This window comes from Paenibacillus sp. JCM 10914 (assembly GCF_001315105.1).
Taxonomy (GTDB): Bacteria; Bacillota; Bacilli; order Paenibacillales; family Paenibacillaceae; genus Paenibacillus_AQ.
The window spans coordinates 49,858-69,111 of sequence record NZ_BAZR01000018.1 but is presented as its reverse complement, the minus strand read 5'-3'; the positions used below and the strand labels follow the sequence as shown (position 1 = coordinate 69,111).

At 42.6% G+C, this 19,254-nt stretch carries 15 protein-coding genes and 3 pseudogenes; 16 read left to right on the top strand and 2 right to left on the bottom strand.

The annotated features are described in order from the left end of the window. Positions 1 to 70 precede the first annotated feature (70 nt). The 7 genes and pseudogenes from JCM10914_RS18400 to JCM10914_RS18375 all read left to right on the top strand — a co-directional run bounded on the left by JCM10914_RS18400 (position 71) and on the right by JCM10914_RS18375 (position 5,122). Positions 71 to 1,150: a nitronate monooxygenase family protein gene (locus tag JCM10914_RS18400; protein WP_023963607.1), complete on the top strand. Its 1,080-nt coding sequence runs from the start codon at positions 71 to 73 to the stop codon at positions 1,148 to 1,150. 52 nt (positions 1,151 to 1,202) lie between these two features. Further along, positions 1,203 to 1,394 (top strand): annotated as a pseudogene (locus JCM10914_RS18395) (YmaF family protein); the annotation flags it as partial. A 236-nt stretch (positions 1,395 to 1,630) separates the two neighbouring features. After that, the gene (locus tag JCM10914_RS18390) at positions 1,631 to 2,083 is read left to right on the top strand and encodes a copper chaperone Copz family protein (protein WP_023963606.1); all 453 of its coding nucleotides are present in this window, start codon (positions 1,631 to 1,633) and stop codon (positions 2,081 to 2,083) included. Between the two features lie 68 nt (positions 2,084 to 2,151). Continuing rightward, positions 2,152 to 2,571, top strand: a complete 420-nt coding sequence (locus JCM10914_RS18385; protein WP_036718915.1) for a VOC family protein — start codon at positions 2,152 to 2,154, stop codon at positions 2,569 to 2,571. 459 nt (positions 2,572 to 3,030) lie between these two features. Beyond that, positions 3,031 to 3,531 (top strand): annotated as a pseudogene (locus tag JCM10914_RS28520) (serine hydrolase domain-containing protein); the annotation flags it as partial. Then, positions 3,488 to 4,066 carry a hypothetical protein gene (locus JCM10914_RS18380; RefSeq protein ID WP_081739838.1) on the top strand — a complete coding sequence of 193 codons (579 nt, stop codon included), beginning with the start codon at positions 3,488 to 3,490 and terminating at the stop codon, positions 4,064 to 4,066. The pseudogene JCM10914_RS28520 and the gene JCM10914_RS18380, both read left to right, overlap by 44 nt. Positions 4,067 to 4,237: 171 nt before the next feature. Then, positions 4,238 to 5,122, top strand: coding sequence for an AraC family transcriptional regulator (locus JCM10914_RS18375; protein WP_023963604.1), 885 nt, complete (start codon positions 4,238 to 4,240; stop codon positions 5,120 to 5,122). A 208-nt stretch (positions 5,123 to 5,330) separates the two neighbouring features. On the opposite strand, the gene JCM10914_RS18370 is transcribed toward JCM10914_RS18375, so the two are convergent. After that, positions 5,331 to 6,107: an AraC family transcriptional regulator gene (locus tag JCM10914_RS18370; protein ID WP_023963603.1), complete on the bottom strand. Its 777-nt coding sequence runs from the start codon at positions 6,105 to 6,107 to the stop codon at positions 5,331 to 5,333. Positions 6,108 to 6,270: 163 nt separating this feature from the next. Here JCM10914_RS18370 and JCM10914_RS18365 point away from each other — a divergent pair. The 5 genes and pseudogenes from JCM10914_RS18365 (at position 6,271) to JCM10914_RS18345 (ending at position 13,049) form a co-directional block, all read left to right on the top strand. Beyond that, positions 6,271 to 8,012: pseudogene (locus tag JCM10914_RS18365) on the top strand (glycoside hydrolase family 2 protein). Positions 8,013 to 8,313: 301 nt separating this feature from the next. Next, complete coding sequence (gene codB, locus JCM10914_RS18360; RefSeq protein ID WP_036718911.1) at positions 8,314 to 9,591, top strand: cytosine permease; 1,278 nt, start codon at positions 8,314 to 8,316, stop codon at positions 9,589 to 9,591. Beyond that, entirely contained in the window at positions 9,560 to 10,828 is a 1,269-nt protein-coding gene (locus tag JCM10914_RS18355) for a cytosine deaminase (protein ID WP_023963599.1), read from the top strand. Before codB ends, JCM10914_RS18355 begins: the two co-directional genes overlap by 32 nt. Before the next feature lie 289 nt (positions 10,829 to 11,117). Continuing rightward, positions 11,118 to 12,293 (top strand): NAD(P)/FAD-dependent oxidoreductase, encoded by a 1,176-nt coding sequence (locus JCM10914_RS18350; RefSeq protein WP_023963598.1) that lies wholly within the window; start codon positions 11,118 to 11,120, stop codon positions 12,291 to 12,293. Positions 12,294 to 12,347: 54 nt separating this feature from the next. Next, entirely contained in the window at positions 12,348 to 13,049 is a 702-nt protein-coding gene (locus tag JCM10914_RS18345; protein ID WP_023963597.1) for a TetR/AcrR family transcriptional regulator, read from the top strand. 85 nt (positions 13,050 to 13,134) lie between these two features. On the opposite strand, the gene JCM10914_RS18340 is transcribed toward JCM10914_RS18345, so the two are convergent. Further along, complete coding sequence (locus JCM10914_RS18340; protein ID WP_036718908.1) at positions 13,135 to 14,421, bottom strand: leucine-rich repeat domain-containing protein; 1,287 nt, start codon at positions 14,419 to 14,421, stop codon at positions 13,135 to 13,137. Positions 14,422 to 15,035: 614 nt separating this feature from the next. Between JCM10914_RS18340 and JCM10914_RS18335 the strand changes: the two genes are divergently transcribed. The 4 genes from JCM10914_RS18335 to JCM10914_RS28510 all read left to right on the top strand — a co-directional run bounded on the left by JCM10914_RS18335 (position 15,036) and on the right by JCM10914_RS28510 (position 19,194). Next, the gene (locus tag JCM10914_RS18335; RefSeq protein WP_023963595.1) at positions 15,036 to 16,229 is read left to right on the top strand and encodes a YhgE/Pip domain-containing protein; all 1,194 of its coding nucleotides are present in this window, start codon (positions 15,036 to 15,038) and stop codon (positions 16,227 to 16,229) included. Positions 16,230 to 16,274: 45 nt separating this feature from the next. Next, positions 16,275 to 16,814 (top strand): PadR family transcriptional regulator, encoded by a 540-nt coding sequence (locus JCM10914_RS18330; RefSeq protein WP_023963594.1) that lies wholly within the window; start codon positions 16,275 to 16,277, stop codon positions 16,812 to 16,814. Positions 16,815 to 17,395: 581 nt separating this feature from the next. Beyond that, complete coding sequence (locus JCM10914_RS18325) at positions 17,396 to 18,427, top strand: aminoglycoside phosphotransferase family protein (protein ID WP_052019872.1); 1,032 nt, start codon at positions 17,396 to 17,398, stop codon at positions 18,425 to 18,427. Positions 18,428 to 18,573: 146 nt separating this feature from the next. Continuing rightward, positions 18,574 to 19,194 carry a copper amine oxidase N-terminal domain-containing protein gene (locus tag JCM10914_RS28510; RefSeq protein ID WP_081739837.1) on the top strand — a complete coding sequence of 207 codons (621 nt, stop codon included), beginning with the start codon at positions 18,574 to 18,576 and terminating at the stop codon, positions 19,192 to 19,194. Positions 19,195 to 19,254: the final 60 nt, after the last annotated feature.

Genomic DNA, 19,254 nt, shown 5'->3' with positions numbered 1-19,254 from the left:
TTATACAGGATGGATAAACTCGATGTAAACTTATACAGAATGGAATCTGACTTGATGAGGAGGACGCTTGATGTCTATTCAATTAAACAGTAAGTTCTGTGAAAGCTTCAATATCCGTTATCCTATCGTTCTCGCGGGAATGGCAGGTATTGCAAACATGGTAACGCTCGTCACGGCTGTCTCTAATGCAGGCGGATTGGGTACCCTGGGTGCTGCTTATATGAACCCCGAAGAACTAAGAGAAGCCGTTCGCGAGATCAAACAGCATACTCATGCACCGTTTGCCGTAAATATATTTGCTCATGTTGAACCTGATCAGTATATAAATTTTGATGCCGTAAACAAAGAGATGGATTCCATTCGAGAGTCGCTGGGTGTGAAACGCCGTGCTATAGATGAAATACGTACACCCCATGATTTTGAAGAACAGTTTGACATTTTATTGGATGAACAAGTTCCGGTTATCAGTACGACTTTTGGATTGCTTTCTGAGCATCATATGGAACAGGCCCAATCATTAGGTATTAAAATAATGGGCACTGTAACGACAGTGGAGGAAGCAATTCAAGCGGAGAAGCGCGGATGTGATGTCATCGTTGCACAAGGTAGCGAAGCAGGAGGGCATAGAGGAACTTTCGATGTAACCTCTCAGCCCAATGGGGCCAACATCGGAACTATGGCACTCGTCCCACAAATCGTAGATCATGTCCATATTCCAGTAATTGCTGCTGGCGGAATTATGGATGGTAGAGGGGTCGTGGCTTCACTCGCTTTAGGAGCACAAGGTGTGCAGATGGGAACACGGTTTTTGACATCGGTGGAGTCCGGTGCACATGAGGTATACAAACGCGCTCTGCTTGATAGTACCGAGAATAGCACGGTCATGACCAATGCATTTTCTGGACGGCCAGCACGGGGAATAAGGAATGACTTTATACAACAATGGGAAGCATCCCATATCAAGCCTCTACCTTTCCCGACCCAAAATACATTAACTCGAGAGATCAGAAATGCTTCTGCACGCCAAAACAATCCAGCATACATGGCGCTTTGGGCAGGTCAAGGAACTCGAATGCTCACATCTAACCAATCAGCAGAGGCGATCATCAATCAGATTGTAGAAGAGGTCCGCAGTATCATTCCATTATAATGAAGGAACAAGATAACAAAAGAGGAGTTGATTGTAGTGCCACTTGTTCAAGGAACCTGCACCAAGCGGTGTCCCACATGTTCACAATTACCATGTTAAAACCTCGTTTGATGACCAACACTTTCACATTATCAAAGGAACGACAGGCCCCGCAGTTCCCCTATCTAATGGAGGACATTATCACTACTTTGAAGGTTACACAACAGTTAGCGGAAGAATTCCACATTCAAAATCCAAGCTCTAACATCCCGTCATGATTTGATGATACCTATATCCAGTCTAGGTTTCAGGTTGCATCTGGTGAAGAATGATCTGAATTGTTATTATCATAATTAGTATGACTCTGTGTTATTATCAATTAGAGCTTAGCAAATTAACGGATCTAAAATAAAAAGAAGCTGATTTCTTCTGAGTGGATATTACGGGATAATTGTCTTCACACCAGTTCGCACATTCAAAACTGCATAAGGAGCGATAAAAATGGATAGCTGCTGTCAAATTACCACCGTAAAACCAACGACACTTACTCAATGTCCTGTTTGTCAACAAAAGGGCAAAAGTATTCAGTTGATCACGCTCAAGGCATTGCTTAAGCCACCAGCGTTAGAAACTATTCATCCTGAAATGAATTACACTTTTTGCGCTAATGCGTCTTGCGACATTGTGTATTTTAGTGGTGAACAGACCTTTGGCAAGGATATGCTCAAAGTCTCGGTGTTCCAAAAAAACGCTGCGCTGGATGTTCCTGTTTGTTATTGCTTTGGATGGACAAGAGAACGCTTAATAGAAACTGATCAGCAAAATCAGCGTCCTATTGATCATATACGAGAACAAGTTCAAGCTAATCGTTGTGGGTGCGAGGTTAATAACCCTCAAGGAGCCTGTTGTTTGGGTAATGTCACTTCATTCATTCGGAGTATCGACAAGAGTTAGGAAAAAGTCGCATGATACGCAGGTATTATGGAAGGCATTGAATGATTTCTCTTGAGGAGGGGTTTCAAATGAACACCACATCAAAGAGTAGAGCGCTTGTTCATACTGTAGTTCAGGTTCGACTGCCAGTCAGAAATATCGATGAATCCGTTGCATGGTACGAAAAGTATTTCGGCTTTAAACATTGCTGGAAAACCGAAGACGAATCAGACCTGAAGCTTGAACCAGGACCCTATTTGTTTTTTAAACGAGTAGAACAACCTGTTCCAATCCATATTGTATCGGACGGAAAACCCTATGCGGTACTTTGTATAAAAACATCTGATGTTTTTGAATGTTACCAAAGATTCGTCGACGCAGGTGAAGAGGTAACCGAAATAACGTATACTTGGGGGATTGATCGATTTCCTGAGTTCAACGTTACAGACCCTTCAGGCAATATTATCAATATAGCGAACTATCCCGATTTACATATTAATGGCTTTTGAGCTATCCGTCCGTTCACTGACAAATGGAGGACTAGTTATGATAAATCCGCTTATTTGTAGAACAGTGGAATCATAAATTTATTGACTTGGAAAAAATTCGCATGTATCTTTAAAATAGGAGATATTGGAAGGAGCAATTGTTGAATGCCAGCTAACCTGTAATGGTCGATCCGATTAGTTAGTGCAGAAAATCCCTCTTTTTAACCAAGAGATACGTCTGCCTATTTTGACCATTACGGGAACGCAAGGCATCGTTTTATTTTGATGAGCCGAAGCGGAACCCTTAGGTAGGGTATTCCGCTTTTTTTATTTTCTAAATACTGTCTCCTACTCCCCGTATGCTTGCGTTCCTTCTAAAATCGTAAAGATAATAGGAGGAAATATAAATATGAGTAATCAAAACGAGCTTAAAATTAAAATCTTACGGGTTTCCCTAGATACTGGGAACAAACACAAAGGCTTTATTCAACACTTGAAGACACCGTTCAAATGATAAAGAATAAACCTTTGGAATTTATGCCGGGGGAAGAACATAGGTACAGCAGCTCTCCCTATATTTTACTGAGCGCCATCATCGAAAAAATATCGGGGATTTCCCATGGAGAATATATCAAAGAAAGAATTTTTCGGCCTTTGTATTTAGAACATACAGGAGTTGAGGACTGTAGGTCGATCATTAAAAACCTTGCTTCTGGATATTCCGTGTGCAAAGAGCAAATTCATGCTGAATATGTAGATATGACTCTTCACCTCAGTGCTGGTGCAATGTATTCTACGGTTGAAGATCTTTACTTGTGGGATCGTGCTCTCTACACCGATACGTTGGTCAGCAAAGATTCGCTTAAGATCCTTTCTGACCAATGCACGGCGTACTGTGGAAGTTATGGCTGGGTTACGAATTGGACATTTTGGAAGTATGAACGGTTTTTGGTCAGACTTCAATCGATTTGTTCACGATGACCTTGTCATTATCGTACTGAGCAATTTTGAGTTAACACCTGTCCAACGTATTAGCCAGTATCTAGCTGAGATAGCATTTGGGAGAGAGTTGCAAGAACTAGAGATAACAACTCCTATAAAAATTAACGAATCTATACTGAAGCAACTCGAGGGCATTTATGCGTATGGAGAAACCATAGAGCAAGATCCGTACGTAGTGAGAAATCTGAACGAAGCCTTAGCTAAATTAACCCAAATGGATGTTCCTCAAATAACAACTGGTGAATTCTATAAGGTATTTCAGGGATATGGGATACGTCCTGACTCGACCATAATAGTAACCTATGAAGATGGCCAATTGTATATTTTTATGCGGAAGAATCATGGCGCATGGTTTAAGTATGAAATTTACCCGGTATCAGATCAAGCGAATTCAATAACATGTGTGGCTAAGGACATTGATGAGAGAGTGGTTTTTAATATAAAACCAAGTGATGGGATTCGAATTGTTCATTTTGATGTATATGGTTATGAAACGATAGCTTATAAAACTTAGGATGATTAGAAGAACGGCGAGATGACGAAAACATTGGCTGAGTAAATGTACATCTCAGATCTGGCGTATAAATAACTTTTAAAACGGATGAATTCGAAACTTAATAGGGCACAAATAGTTGCGATACGAAGCCATAGCGTTACTATACTTCTATTAGGGGGAGGGATTCAGATGGACTGGCTTATAAGAATGAATCGGGCATTGGATTACATCGAAATGAATCTAACCGGAGAAATCGAATTGAAGGAAGTGGCTCAATGTGCTTGCTGTTCGTCACATCAGTTCCAGAGAATGTTCTCATTCATTACTAATGTGTCACTTGCGGAATATATAAGGCGAAGACGACTTACCCTCGCAGCCATTGAATTGCAGAATAGCGATATGAGAGTTGTTGATATTGCCATAAAGTATGGTTATGAATCACCGGTTTCATTCGCAAGAGCTTTTCAATCGTTGCATGGTGTTAATCCAGCAATGGCCCGCCAAGAAGGGACTGCGCTCAAAGCCTATCCTCGGCTTTCCTTCCTTATTTCAATTAAAGGAGAAAAAGCAATGAACTATCGTATCGAAACCAAAGAAACCTTCCAAGTATTTGGAATCGAAAAAGTGTTTCAATTAAACGGCGTAGACACTCCAGCAGGATTATGGAAGCAAAGCCATGCAAACGGTGAGGTTGAAAAACTTGCGGCCAATGCAGGTGAGCAACCAGAATTTTTAAATCAGGACTATCATAAAGTACATGCGATTTGTAGCTACAAAAAAACTGAAGAGGATACTTTTCCATACATGTTGTGTGCATTTAAAAGTGATTCAAGTAAAACCGATAGGTACACCAGTATTACGATTCCAGCACAAACGTGGGCTATCTTTTCATCTGATCCATTCACATGGGATAAATTCGATGAAACAATGGAGACATTATATAGACGATTCTTCTCTGAGTGGCTTCCTACTGCAGGATATGAACAGGTCAACGGAATGGAATTTGAGATTACTGGAAATAGGGATGGGCTTAATTTCGTTGAGCTATGGTTCGCAGTAAGGAAAACATCTTAGTTATTTCCCGGATGGGTTTCTCAAGAAATAGTCCCCTGAATAGGCTCCCGTAAAAATGCGAGACAAAACTTAAGTTACAAGTTTTGTCTCGCATTTGCATAGGTGCTCAGATGATGACACAAGTAGCGAATTTCATGAAAAAGTCAGAGTACAGGTTACTACTACCTACATAATGTGAGTGAATGATGCCTGATAAACCAGGCTTTTTTTATCTTCCTCTGTATTCACTAGGAGTTCGTCCTACGAACTTTTTGAATTGCCGCATAAAATGTACATCGTTCTCATAACCGCAAATTCCAGAAATATGGCTGATCGCATATGAGGTGTTCTGCAATAAATAGGAGGCATATCCTAGTCTGTTCAGGATGATATCGTTAATGACCGATATGCCAAAGATTTGTTTGTACATATGTTGAAAATAAGACCGACTCATATTCATCTTGTCCGCCAAGGACTCGACCGTATACCAAGTCGAAGGAGAACTGAAGACTTCATTTCTTAAGTTCAGGAACTGATCATAGTATTTACTAATCTGATGGTGTGGCTCCAGATGACTTCGAATATCGCTAAGCTTCATGAATAGGCAACGAATAGTATAATCGATGATCTCCTTTCGGAAGGTTCCGTTCTGCAGATTCTCCCAATGAATATCATTCACTTTTCTGGAAATATAAAAGGGGTCGTATGCTTTAATTAAGGTATCTAGAGGGAGATTCAGCCGATCAAAAAAAGCATCTGCATCCTCCATTTCAAAGTGAAACCAGTCATGAACCAGCGGTTGCTCAGCATCCTGGTAGAAATATGGGCTATTCTTGTTAAAAATAATGAAGGCATTAGGTTCAACAAACATAACCTGTGATTGAATTCGAAGCTCCATTTTGCTCCGGAAGAATAAAAAGACGTAATCCCCAGAGCCCTCCGGACGGTCGACAGTAAAGCCTTCTGGATGAATCACATTATATCCGCATCGCTTTAGATGTATCAATAAATCCCACTCCTATAAAGGATAATAGATCAGTCATTAGATAGGATAAATCATTTTCTTTCTCTGGACAAGATAGTAATCTGTGATTAGAAATACAGATTATACTTCAGTGAGCAGAGAGAGGATAGGTGTTTAAGTGTCCACAGCAGCTACGAAATTTTATATGAAAAACTATCCGAGACCCCAATTTGTCCGGAGCCAGTGGCTGGATCTGAACGGGGAGTGGGATTTCAGTTTCGATGATGATAAAGCCGGTGTTGCAGAACGTTGGATGGACCATTTTCCGGTCGCCCAAAAAATAAATGTTCCATTTACCTATGAAACGCAAGCGAGCGGGATCGGCGAAGAGATATTCCATGCGCAGATCTGGTATCGCAGAAAATTGATACTTTCCCCAGAGGCGGAAGGGAAACAAACGATTCTGCATTTCGAAGGTGTCGATTATAAAGCCTCCTGTTGGGTGAACGGTCGTTTTGCGGGGGAGCATGAAGGGGCGTATGCTCGGTTTTCCTTTGATATTACCGACCTGCTGGGGCAAGACGCCGAAAATGAAATTGTGTTGAAAGTGGAAGACAGCGATAGCTGTCTGCAGCCTCGGGGCAAGCAGCGCTGGTCCGGACGGAATCATGATTCGTTTTATGTGCAGACCACAGGCATTTGGAAAAGCGTCTGGCTCGAACATGTCCACGATACCCGCTTGGATACGGTGAAAATGACGCCGGACATTGACCGCCAAATGATTCGGTTTGACTTCCGCTTTAACGGTACGAAAAACAAAAATGATCTCCGGCTGGAGACTGAAATTACACTTAAGGGCGAAACGGTAAGAAAGCTAAGCCTTTCGGTGGACAGAGCCTGGCTGACAGTGGAAACCAGCATGATGAATGGCATCAACGGACCTTGGCTGCAAAACCTGTGGTCTCCGGGAAATCCAAATCTGTTTGATGTGGAGTTTGTACTATATGATGGAGAACGAGAGATCGACCGGGTGGGCTCTTATTTCGGCATGCGCAAAATCTCGATCCGAGACGGCCAAATCCTGCTGAATAATATTCCCCTTTACCAGAGATTGATTCTGGATCAGGGCTACTGGACCGATAGTCATCTGACGCCTCCGTCTGAGGAAGCGCTGATCGAAGATATCGAGCGATCGCCGAGATGGGCTACAACGGTTTGCGCAAGCATATGAAAATTGAAGATGCCAGGTTCCTATACTGGTGTGATGTCAAAGGTATGCTGGTGTGGTCCGAAATGGCGGCTGCTTATGAATATAACGATGAAGCAGTGGAGCGTTTTACCAAGGAATGGATGGAGGTTGTGCAGCAGCAGTACAATCATCCCTGCATTATTACGTGGGTGCCTTTTAACGAGTCATGGGGCATTCAGAATATTATCCATGACGAACGGCAGCAAAAATTTACGGAAGGCATTTATCATTTGACCAAATCCATCGATCCTTATCGTCCAGTCATCACCAATGATGGATGGGAGCACACCATTTCTGATATTCTGACTCTTCATGATTATGTGGAGCGGGGCGAGGATTTGTATGAAACATACAAGGATAAAAACTCAATCACGGGTAGCAGCGGTACGTACAACGAGTGGAAATTTGCGTTCGCAAATGGCTACAGTTATAAAGGCCAACCGATAATCATCAGCGAGTTTGGAGGGATTGCTTACAAGAGCGAGCATGGCTGGGGTTATGGCGATCAGGTTGACAATGAGGAGGACTTCCTGAAGCGATTTGGCAGTATAACCGGAGCGATTAAAGCCATTCCGTTCATTTCCGGCTACTGTTATACGCAGGTTACGGACGTGCAGCATGAGGTTAACGGGCTACTCAACGAAGACCGAAAACCGAAAGTGGACCTGGAAAAGATCCGGGAGATTAATTTGGGGTAGAGTAGCAAGGATAGGAGGATTATTATCATTGGATAATAATAACATTGACAACCATTGGTTTTTCCAAAATAATAGAATGTAATTGAATACTGGTACCTTTAATTCAGTCCAGAGAGGCTGGCAAGGACAGCGGATTTTTATAATCACGCGTGAACAGTGCATTTTCCATCAGGGGATGCTCTGCGTCTTCGTGCGGATTATGAAGTAATTAAAAGAGGCTACTTGTCAGGTTGAGACTTGACGAGTAGCCTCTTTTTTCTGCTTTTTTGGTATCAGGACACTTTAAGCTGGAGGTATTCTGATGAGCAAACAAGATCAAGAGTTTTCGTGGCAAGAGGTACCGAAAACGCAGAGAAACCATTTTTGGAAGACGTTATCTGTCATGTTGGGGTTCACTTTCTTTTCGGCAAGCATGTTGGCAGGGGGGACTTTGGGCATCAGCTTGACGTTCCTGGAGTTCATTGGCGTAGTACTTGCGGGAAATTTGGTGCTCGGCATCTATACGGGAGCACTGGCGCATATCGCCGCCAAGACGGGTCTGTCTACGCATTTACTGGCAAAATATGCATTCGGTGAGAAAGGATCTTACCTGCCTTCATTCCTGCTAGGCTTCACGCAGGTCGGATGGTTCGGCGTCGGCGTGGCCATGTTCGCGATCCCGGTCGCCAAAGCGATGGGTTGGAACGTGTACCTGTTGATCTTGTTGTTTGGCCTCGCCATGACGGCATCGGCCATCTTCGGTATGAAGTCGCTGGTGATTCTGGGGTATATCGCGGTTCCGGCCATTGCCATTCTCGGCAGTTACTCCATGTTCGAAGGTGCAGATACGCTGGGCGGTCTGCAAGGATTGCTCGATTACACGCCGACACAGACAATCACCGCGGCAGCGGCACTAACCATCTGTATCGGCTCATTCATCAGCGGTGGAACCTTAACGCCCGATTTTGCACGGTTCTCCCGGACATCCCGCCAGGCGGTTACCGCTACAGTCATTGCGTTTTTCCTTGGGAATTCGCTCATGTTCCTGTTCGGTGCCGTCGGCGCAATGGCTTATAACCTGGCAGATATCTCGGAGGTCATGTTCCTGCAAGGGTTGATCCTTCCCGCGATCATCGTACTGGGGCTGAATATCTGGACGACCAATGATAACGCCCTTTACGCTTCCGGGCTGGGATTTGCCAACATCACCAAAATTTCGAAAAAATTCTTCGTTATTGTAAACGGCATCGTGGGTACCGTATTTGCCATGTGGATGTACAACAATTTCGTCGGTTTCCTGAATGTGCTGGGCGCGGCGGTACCGTCCATCGGGGCCATCATCATCGCGGACTACTTCTTTGTGAAGCGCGGAAACTATCAATCGTTTGCTGAAATGAGTTTTAAAAAGGTAAACTGGATAGCGATGGTGGCTTGGGCGATCGGCGTGGCGTTCGCCCAGCTTGCTCCAGGAGTAACGCCGTTAAACGCACTAATTGGTACGGCGGTCGCCTACATCGTGTTGATGCTGATCAATCCTGCGAAAGAATCCAATGAAAAGGGGAAGAACAATGATTATACAGAACGCAAAATTGCGGGGTAAAGAAGGTTTGTGGAATATCGTCGTGAAAGAAGGAAAGTTTGAGCTAATTACGCAGTCACAGGAAGTAACTGCGAATGAGGAAGTCCTTGACGTGGGCGGCTCGCTTGTGCTGCCGCCGTTCATTGAACCTCATATTCATCTGGATACAACGTTAACGGCGGGCGAGCCGGAATGGAACTTAAGCGGAACGCTGTTCGAGGGCATTCAGCGTTGGTCAGAGCGCAAGGCCTTCCTGACGCATGAAGACGTCAAAACGCGCTCCAAAACGGCACTGAAGTGGCAGATAGCGCAGGGTATCCAGCATGTGCGGACGCATGTGGACGTCACCGATCCAAGTTTGACCGCAGTTAAAGCGATGCTTGAAGTGAAAGAAGAAATGGCACCATACATCGACATCCAGCTTGTCGCTTTTCCGCAGGAGGGCATTCACTCCTACCCGAACGGCGCGGCATTGCTGGAAGAGTCGCTGAAAATGGGCGTTGACGTGGTCGGCGGCATTCCGCACTTCGAATTCACAAGGGAATATGGCGTCGATTCGATGAAGGTTGCGTTTGACCTCGCCGAAAAATACGATCGTCTCATCGACATCCATTGCGATGAAATCGATGACGAGCAATCTCGTTTCGTTGAAGTCGTTGCGACAGAAGCCTATGAACGCGGGCTGGGCTCCCGTACGACGGCAAGTCACACGACGGCGATGGGGTCATACAATGATGCATATACGTACAAATTGTTCAGATTGCTGAAGATGGCTGACCTCAATTTCGTCTCCAATCCTCTGGTTAACATCCACCTGCAGGGTCGCTTTGACACGTATCCAAAAAGAAGAGGACTGACTCGCGTCAAAGAGCTGCAGGAAGCTGGTCTCAATGTGTGCTTCGGTCACGATGACATCTTTGATCCATGGTATCCGTTAGGCACAGGCAACATGCTTCAGGTACTGCACATGGGCATCCATGCTTCACAGTTGCTCGGTTATGATCAGATTGTAAATTCGATCGATCTCATTACGAAAAATAGCGCAAGAACGTTGCATATTGAGGATGTATACGGTATTGAAGAAGGGAAGCCTGCGAATTTCATCGTTCTTGAAGCAGAAAACGAATATGAGGCCATACGCAAACAGGTCGGAGTGCTTTATTCGTTCAGAGGCGGCCGCCTAATCGCGGAAACAAAGCCGCGGGATACGTCGATCGTTCTTGAGGACGGTTCGGAGAAGATTACTTTCAATAAATAATTGAATCGAAAAGGACATATAGTTAAATGAACAAAGGCAGCCGTCAAATAATGACCGGCTGCCTTTGTTCATTAACAACAGGTGCAGTCTTATTAAGCTGGCTCCTTAAAATGACATAACGAACATTGTTCTTTACGAACAGTGTTCGTTATGTTATAACTATATATGCAGCTGCAGCTTCACTGATGTTAAGGCTTATTGCGCTTGTTCTTGAAAACAGCTCGAAAAGCCATTCTAATATGAATACAAACTTTGCTTTGAGCAAAACTAATTGAAGGAGTGAAATGATATGACACATTCGGCTATAGCATCTAAACGCATTGCCATCATCGGGGCCGGTCCTGGGGGACTAACACTAGCTTTACTACTTCAACGGCATGGTTTTAACCCCGTTGTCTATGAACGGGAAGTTCAAGATACGAATCGAGATCGCGGCGGATCACTAGATATTCATGAGGAATCCGGACAATTGGCACTTAAAGAAGCAGGACTTTTTGAGAAATTCCAGGAACTCGCTCGCTATGAGGGAGAGGATTTTCGACTGTTTGACAAACATAAAAATGTATATATGGATGAAGAAGCCGTTGAGGACGATCATGGTACCCGTCCAGAGATCGATCGCGGCGATTTGTGCCAATTATTACTCGATTCACTCGATAAGGGATGTATTCGATACGGTCATAAGCTTCAACAAGCGATCGCTCTCGATCATGGGATGACCGAGCTCCACTTCGAGAATGGGGTGGTTGACACCGTTGATCTTCTAGTCGGAGCTGACGGTGCCTTCTCGCGTGTCCGACCGTTGCTCTCTGATTTACAGCCTGAATACTCCGGACTAACCATGGTGGAGCTCAACGTATTGGATGTTAAGAATAATCATCCTGATCTTCTCGAACTAAATAGTAGGGGCAAGATGTTTGCACTTGGAGATCGGAAGGGCATTCTGGGGCAGTTAAACGGAGATGGACGAATTAAAGTATATGCCAGCTTCGAAGTTGAAAGAGAGTGGCTGGATACTTGCGGAATTGATTTTGATCAGCCAACGGAAGCGAAAAACAAGCTATTGGAACTGTTCTCGGATTGGGACGACGATCTCAAAAATTATATCCGATATGCCGATGGTGCTATACAACCTAGACGAATCTACATGCTGCCGGTAGGCTATCGATGGAAGCACAATCCGGGGGTTACGTTAATTGGCGATTCCGCTCACGTCATGTCTCCTTTTGCAGGAGTAGGAGTGAATCTGGCCATGCTGGATGCCTATACATTGGCCCTTGCCATCGCCCGGCATCAAGACTCTGGGTCAGCTATTGAAGAGTACGAGCGCGAGATGTACCGATATTCCTCCGATATGGCCCAGGAGTCTTACGACAACTTAGTACTATGCTTCTCTGACGATGCGGCTGCTAAGATGGCTACGCTCATGAAACAGTTGCATGATCAGACACAGCATGATGTGTAATGAGTTATTTACTCGTGGCTTCAGATATGGTAATAGTAATATTGGTGATGCATAATGAATAATTCAAAACGTACGATAGTAAGTCGCAGGGCACGGCCGGCTAAAGATCCGTTAAGCCATGAGGAGATCATCAAAACAGCCTATTCATTGATTAAAGAAGAAGGTATGTCAGGAATGACCATGCGCAAGATCGCGAAAGCATTAGATACCGGACCTTCTTCCTTGTACGTTTACGTAAAGAACGTCCAAGAGTTAAACGCTTATGTGATGGACTACGCATTGGGACAACTCCAATTGCCACCCTATGATGAAGGTTCCTGGAAGACGAGGCTGTTCGGCGCACTTGACGCATATTTCAAATTGTTACATGCGCAACCAGGTCTCGCTGAATTATCTCTTACTACACTCTCGGTAGGTACGAACTCATTTAGGCTGATTGAGTATATTCTAACGGCTTTACATGAGGCCGGAATATCGTCCCGATCGGCTGCATGGGGAGTAGACTTGTTTTTATTCTACGTTTCATCCGTGGTATTCGAAAAATCCACTTGGGAAATGCACGGTACGACGCATTTGACTTCAATTAAGGACACTTTCATGTCTCTCGATCCTGCACAATTCCCAATGATTGCTGCAATGAATCATGAGATGTTCTCAGGAGACACAGGATCCAGAGAGCGATTTCACTGGGGGCTCGAAGTCATCTTACAAGGTTTATTGCAGATGAAACACGAGTCGTCTATGGGGGAACCATAGTCGGTAAATAAAGAAAACGACGACCGGTCAATCGGCTGTCGTTTTTTTTATTTACCCTGTAATCGATAGCTCTTTGAAACTCGAGTTAATACGTTTCGTAAACGAGATCGCTGCTCATTTCAAGATTTATATTAAAAGCCACATAAATGCATAGTTGTCCGGCAGGGGTTTCGCCTGCATCGTAACCCAACCGAAATGTGTTGTCTCTATTAAACTCAAGCTCAGCAATAGCTAACTGGGTCACATCTTCGTCCGGATGCGTTGTGGCAATTAGGTTCAGTGCTTGATCGCTCAGCTCTTCAAAGCGCTCCCATGCTTTCATGATGATGGGCGACAGCCGTTTCATATCTGATTCGTTGGAGACTTCCGCTGAGACAGGAATCTCGTTTCCCATATAATGTACCGTCGTTTTATAGAAAGATCGCGAGCTATCGTATTGAAAAGTGCCGATCCCTTCAAGGGTTAGGTCCGGCTCAACGATGAGATTATTGACATAATCCAATCGCTCGAGATTTGGGTTATGACTGGTATCCAGCACCGAGATTTTATTCTCAGAGCAATAGATCTCGACTAAATGCGGATTATGGCTGAGATCCAACTTTGCGATGTGATTATTGAAACATCTTAAGCTTTGCAATGCTGGATTTCCGCTCACATCCAAATTCGTAAGATGATTGTGATTGCATCGGATTTCAATCAAGTCCGAGCAGCCCTTTACATTCAAGCTGATTAGATAATTGTTTCCGCAATCGAGGTGGGTCAAGCGCGTGTTATGATCCAGATTCAAATCAAACATGGAATTGTAACCGCAGTTAAGTTCTTGTAAATTCTTATTCTGATCTACACGCAGTTCCGTAATGATGTTCCAATAACAGACCAGCTTGGCGAGCATGGCATTTTGACTAATATCCAAATTCCGAATTCGGTTAAAGCCGCAATCTAGTAGCTCCAGCTTCTCATTGTCCGTCAGATTCAAAGAGCGAAACTCATTTTTGTTACAGTTCAGCTCTTTCAATAATGGATTGCGACTGATATCCAGTTGGGCCAGCTCGTTGTATGAACAAGACAGCTTCTCCAATAGCGGATTATTACCCGTGTCCAGAGTAGTTAATTGGTTCGCCCCGCAATCCAACGTTCTCAGGTTTATGTTCTTGCTGATGTCGAGCTCCGTTATGTTATTGTACGAGCAATCAAGTTCCTCAAGAGACGCGAAATGTTCAATCCCTTTCAGGCTTGAATATGTATGATTCGCAAGCTGCAGCGAAACGATTCGATCCACATCACTTGTCTGAATCCATTCACGATTTTCGCAAAAATTGTCTAGTACAAATGCCTTGAAACGTTCATCAATAAAATCTTGGGTGATATTCATGGCGCTCCTCCTTGCATTATATATACCAACGGTTCCTAGATTTTCAGCAATTTTATTATAAGTTTGTTTTCGGCTTAGGACAAGAATATGTCCGATCCACAATTTCAAGGTATAAATCCTGTGTAGTAAGAACTTCAATAAAGTTAGCAAAAACCCCTTATTCCTAAGGGATTTTTCATTTATACTTGGATGGCAGCCGATCGGCTTTATTATTCTAATAGGATGTGAGTTATATTCCATTCAACTATATCCTGAGATTAATAAGGATATTGTTGATTACTATAATGGTGAACATTATCGCAATTATGTTGAGGAGCATGAAATTCAACTGAGCAAAGAAGAAAGGTAGAGACATCATTCATGTCTAGTGATCAACCAACTACATAAGTAAATTTGAAAGTCGCTAAATTAGCGGCTTTTTTTGTATTAAGGAGCGCTTAGATGAATGCTAAACAGATCTAACAGAAAATGTAGACGTGTTAAAGAGTACACCCCAGACTACTATTTCGATTGACTTTGCATCAAGAATAACTTAAACTACAAAAATACTCTAATAAAAGTACTTTAATTAGAGTATTAAATCAAATTAAATAACAAAAGGAAGGGTACATCCAATGAAATTTACTCAATTCTTAAAAACAAAAGGTGCAATAGCGGCAATCTTTATGGGGATATTCTATGCCGTTGCAATGTTAGGCATTTTCTTGCCTGGCTATTCATCAATTCCAGGAAATGTTGATAAATTGCCAATTGCTATTATTAATGATGACGCTGGTGAATACGGAGCTATGATTGCCGAGCAGTTACAAGAACAATTGCCGTTTAAGGAAATAGAGACGAATTTAACTAGTAAACAAGCTTTAAACGATTTAGAACATAATGAGTTAGCGTTAGTCGTACACATTCCAGCAACATTCTCTGAGGATATGGAAAAAGGTGAAACGGCCTCCAGTATCGACTTTACAATTAATGAAGCAGGAGCAACAACCGTGTCTTCAACTATGAATGCAGTTGTAAAGGAGATTAATAACCAGTTAAGAGCACAATTCTCACAACAAACGGCCCAAGGTGTATTAATGAACTTTAATGTACCAGAAGAGCAGGCTGCTGAGTTAGCTAACATGATTGAAACAACTTATGTAGGCAACATAATAACAATAAATGAAATACCAGACGGTATGAATCAAAATATGTTGCCAATGTTCTTAACGATGGCTGGTTATACGGGTGCAATGATCGGAGCTATGCAGTTAGTAGCTGCATTTAAAGAAAGCCGTGGTAAAGCAAGTAAGACACGTTTATTCAGCTACGTACAATTAACTGCTTTATTAGTTGCAGTTGTATCATCACTCGCTGGAACGGGGATAGCTTACTTCATTAATGAGCCGAGTGGTGGCCTGTTCTTGAGTATAGTAGGTCAACAAATATTAATATATATGGTGTGTTTTAACTTCACAGCTGTTTTAATCTTCCTGGTTGGTGAAGGTGGAATGATTTTAAACTTACCAATTTTGTTGTTCCAAACATTAGCAAACGGTGCAACCATTCCACGTGATATGATGTACTTGCCGTATGAATGGATTAGTCATATTTCTCCAATGTATTATTCTGTACAAGCCTATTATGCTAGTCTATTTGGAAGCATTAGTCCAAGTCCATATATCTGGTCCATGGTTGCAGTTGGTGCGGTTGCGATTTTGATTAACATTAGTATTGTCGCTTTTATTCACAAACCAATGCAAGTGGAAGACAAGGTATCAGATACTGAAATGAAAAAAATAAATAATGGAACAGAAGCTACAGTATAGTTTTTGTTACAATAAGGATGAGTTTTTCTTGAAGGGAGCCATACAATGTCTATTCAGATTTTTATATTGAGTAAACTCATGAAGGAAAACAATTATCCTTATAAATTGAAGAAACAGCTTTCAGAACCGATACCATTGGATCAATTAGTTGGGTTGACGGAAAGTAAACTGTACTATAATTTTGATTCCTTAGCCAAAAAAGGCTTAATTGAGATCGTTGAAATTATCCAAGAGGAACATCGACCTGATAAGCAAGTATTTGCAATTACAGCTAAGGGTCGTGAAGAACTACCAAAACAAATTTACAAGTTGTTTGAAAATGCTCGAAAAATTGAGGAAATGGTGGTTGGTTTAGCAGCCATCAAATATGTGGATCGTGAAAAAGTAGTAGAAATCCTTGAAAAAAAATTAAACAATATAAACACTCGTTGGGAGCAAGTAAGTGGGTTAGGAGAGAAGGTTGAGGTAGATAGAGATAACGAGAAACTTAGAGAGTTTATGACAGGCTATATTTCGACTAAAACCGAACACACCATTTATTGGCTTAAGGACTTAATTCAACGGATAAAACAAGAAGAAATATAATTGATTGTTTGTTATGAAATGTCGGACAAAAGCATCCCTTTGAAAGTCGCTAAATTAGCGGCTTTTTTGTTTATATGCAACGGTTGGAGGGTTGAGTGGGAGAGATTGCTGACCAATATAATTTGCTTATAATCAAATTTTCCATGGATTTCTTGCAAAGGCTTATGCTTAACTGTAGAAGTGAAATGCTAATTCAACTTTTTCCGCGAAAGGAGATGTTTATTAAATGACTTCTTATATGGTATTGGTGGTTTTATCTTAACCGAATATCGGGCATAGTTAATTCCAATATAGCTTGGAATGAGAGAAAGCGGAGATTTCAACCGTGTTTTTGGCTATGCCGTAAACCGTAACCTTTCGTGAATACTGCTGTTAGCGCCGATACGATGAAGTTCGTATCTCATCTTTGATTATAAGCCGACTTATTTGGCTTTTTGCCGCGAAACAGCAGCTTCCTAGGAGGCTGCTTGTTCGCGGTATTTTTATGCCCAAATTACCGGTTCTTGTGGGTAAATATGAACGGCGAACAAGAAGCACAACCATGTTTCACCTTGTTAAAAAAACGATTGGAGGACTTCATAATGAGCGAAATCAAATACGAAATTCTGACACAGGTCTTAAGGACAATGCTCGGTACAGAAATTATCTGCGACGATTTCCAAACCAAACCATTACATGGCGGTACAGTGGGTAATGTACAGCTTATAACCGGCAATGCCAAAACTACTAACGGCGGAATATTACCCTATAACATTGTTTTGAAAACGCAGAAAAAATTTGAACGCTACAGCGATCCCGATTCCTGGCGTCGGGAATATGATTTGTATAAATCCAATTTCGACGCTCTGTTCTCGGAGTCATTCCGTTGGCCTGTATGCTATCACGCCGAAATGAACGAAGAAGAGAACGAAACGCAGATATGGATGGAATATATCGACAGCATATCGGGTTTAGACTTGACCGGCGAAATGTATGAACGCGCAGCGGAGGAATTAGGACGGTTCCAAGGCAAGTTATATGCCGAACAGCCAGCTGTTTTACAGAACTTGACCAACTTGGGCAAAGTGGATTATATGAAGAACTTCTATCTTCATTATCGCTCATGGAATAGAGTGTACGATTATATACGCTCCGACGATTGCGAAATCCCGAAGCACATATGTCAAATGCTCATCGACATTGATGAAAACGCAGACGACATATTCAACCGTATTGAAAAGCTGCCCATCGTGCTGTGCCACAGGGATTTTTGGGTAGCAAACATATTCTATTCAGACGGTAAAACTATGGTCATCGACTGGGATACCACAGGGTGGGGCTATTTAGGTGAAGATATGGCAAGTCTTATCGCGGACGAAGCCGATATTGAACACATGGTTGAATACTACCGTAGATGTATCCCGGCGTATTACAAGGGTTTTTCGGAATCTGCGGATATCTCGCACATAACGGATAACTGCGTTTATGAGTTGATTCTACTTATGTTCGGATACAGGCTTATAGAGTGGTATATGGACGCAGGATCGGGAAACAAACTCCAAGAAACGGATGATGAAAGAACGCTGCACATCCATACCCTGCAAAAGATCTATGAGATAAGGAATGAACTATGATCCCTCCGACAAAAATATCGAGGGACATTGAAAGCCGCTAAATTAGCGGCTTTTTGTATTATCGATTAAATGAAGTTTGCTCTGCCTATTATTTTGGGATGTGTTATCATTATAGGTACAAAATACTAACAAGGGGTTGTTCGGCTTTGACTAAAAGAATTATTACTGGTTCTCTAGCATTACTCTTAGTGTTTTCTAGCGCGTCAATAGTTTCTGCCCATCCAGGTAGAACAGATGCCAATGGAGGTCACAGGTGCTGGACGAATTGTTCTAAATGGGGATTAGAATATGGAGAGTATCACTACCACAATGGAGGAGGATCTTCTTCAGGAGGATCATCGTCCTCTAAGCCAAGTACAAAAAACGACTCAACTCCAAAAAGTACTCCTTCAAAACCAGCAACACCTACATACAAGGCTTCGGGACTTAAGGTATATGTAAACGACCAAAAGATCAGTTTTGGCAGTGAACCGATATTTTATCAGAATACAAACCTAGTTCCTTTACGCGAAATTGCAGAAGGTTTGGGTGCGACAGTTACCTACGACAAAGCTAGCGGCACAATCGGAGTTACTAAAAACAATCGTAAAATCACTTTAACTATTGGGAGTAAAACTGTATTCTACAATGGAAAATCTGAGACAGCAAGTGTAGCCCCAAAAGTGATTGATGGTGTTACATACGTTCCTGTGCAGGTGTTTGCTAGAGGACTTGGAGCAGGGATTGAGTTTAATTCAAGCAGTAACTCACTCAAAATCACAATCTAATTGCATATTCAATATTAGAACTATTAATCGATGCCTTAGATAGTAGTCCCAAAGCATTCA

Excerpts from the sequence above, each read along its gene's own strand:
- JCM10914_RS18400 (WP_023963607.1), top strand. The coding sequence starts at position 71 with ATGTCTATTCAATTAAACAGTAAGTTCTGTGAAAGCTTCAATATCCGT.
- JCM10914_RS18390 (WP_023963606.1), top strand. The coding sequence starts at position 1,631 with ATGGATAGCTGCTGTCAAATTACCACCGTAAAACCAACGACACTTACT.
- JCM10914_RS18385 (WP_036718915.1), top strand. The coding sequence starts at position 2,152 with ATGAACACCACATCAAAGAGTAGAGCGCTTGTTCATACTGTAGTTCAG.
- JCM10914_RS18380 (WP_081739838.1), top strand. The coding sequence starts at position 3,488 with ATGAACGGTTTTTGGTCAGACTTCAATCGATTTGTTCACGATGACCTT.
- JCM10914_RS18375 (WP_023963604.1), top strand. The coding sequence starts at position 4,238 with ATGGACTGGCTTATAAGAATGAATCGGGCATTGGATTACATCGAAATG.
- codB (WP_036718911.1), top strand. The coding sequence starts at position 8,314 with ATGAGCAAACAAGATCAAGAGTTTTCGTGGCAAGAGGTACCGAAAACG.
- JCM10914_RS18355 (WP_023963599.1), top strand. The coding sequence starts at position 9,560 with ATGATTATACAGAACGCAAAATTGCGGGGTAAAGAAGGTTTGTGGAAT.
- JCM10914_RS18350 (WP_023963598.1), top strand. The coding sequence starts at position 11,118 with ATGACACATTCGGCTATAGCATCTAAACGCATTGCCATCATCGGGGCC.
- JCM10914_RS18345 (WP_023963597.1), top strand. The coding sequence starts at position 12,348 with ATGAATAATTCAAAACGTACGATAGTAAGTCGCAGGGCACGGCCGGCT.
- JCM10914_RS18340 (WP_036718908.1), bottom strand. The coding sequence starts at position 14,421 with ATGAATATCACCCAAGATTTTATTGATGAACGTTTCAAGGCATTTGTA.
- JCM10914_RS18335 (WP_023963595.1), top strand. The coding sequence starts at position 15,036 with ATGAAATTTACTCAATTCTTAAAAACAAAAGGTGCAATAGCGGCAATC.
- JCM10914_RS18330 (WP_023963594.1), top strand. The coding sequence starts at position 16,275 with ATGTCTATTCAGATTTTTATATTGAGTAAACTCATGAAGGAAAACAAT.
- JCM10914_RS18325 (WP_052019872.1), top strand. The coding sequence starts at position 17,396 with ATGAGCGAAATCAAATACGAAATTCTGACACAGGTCTTAAGGACAATG.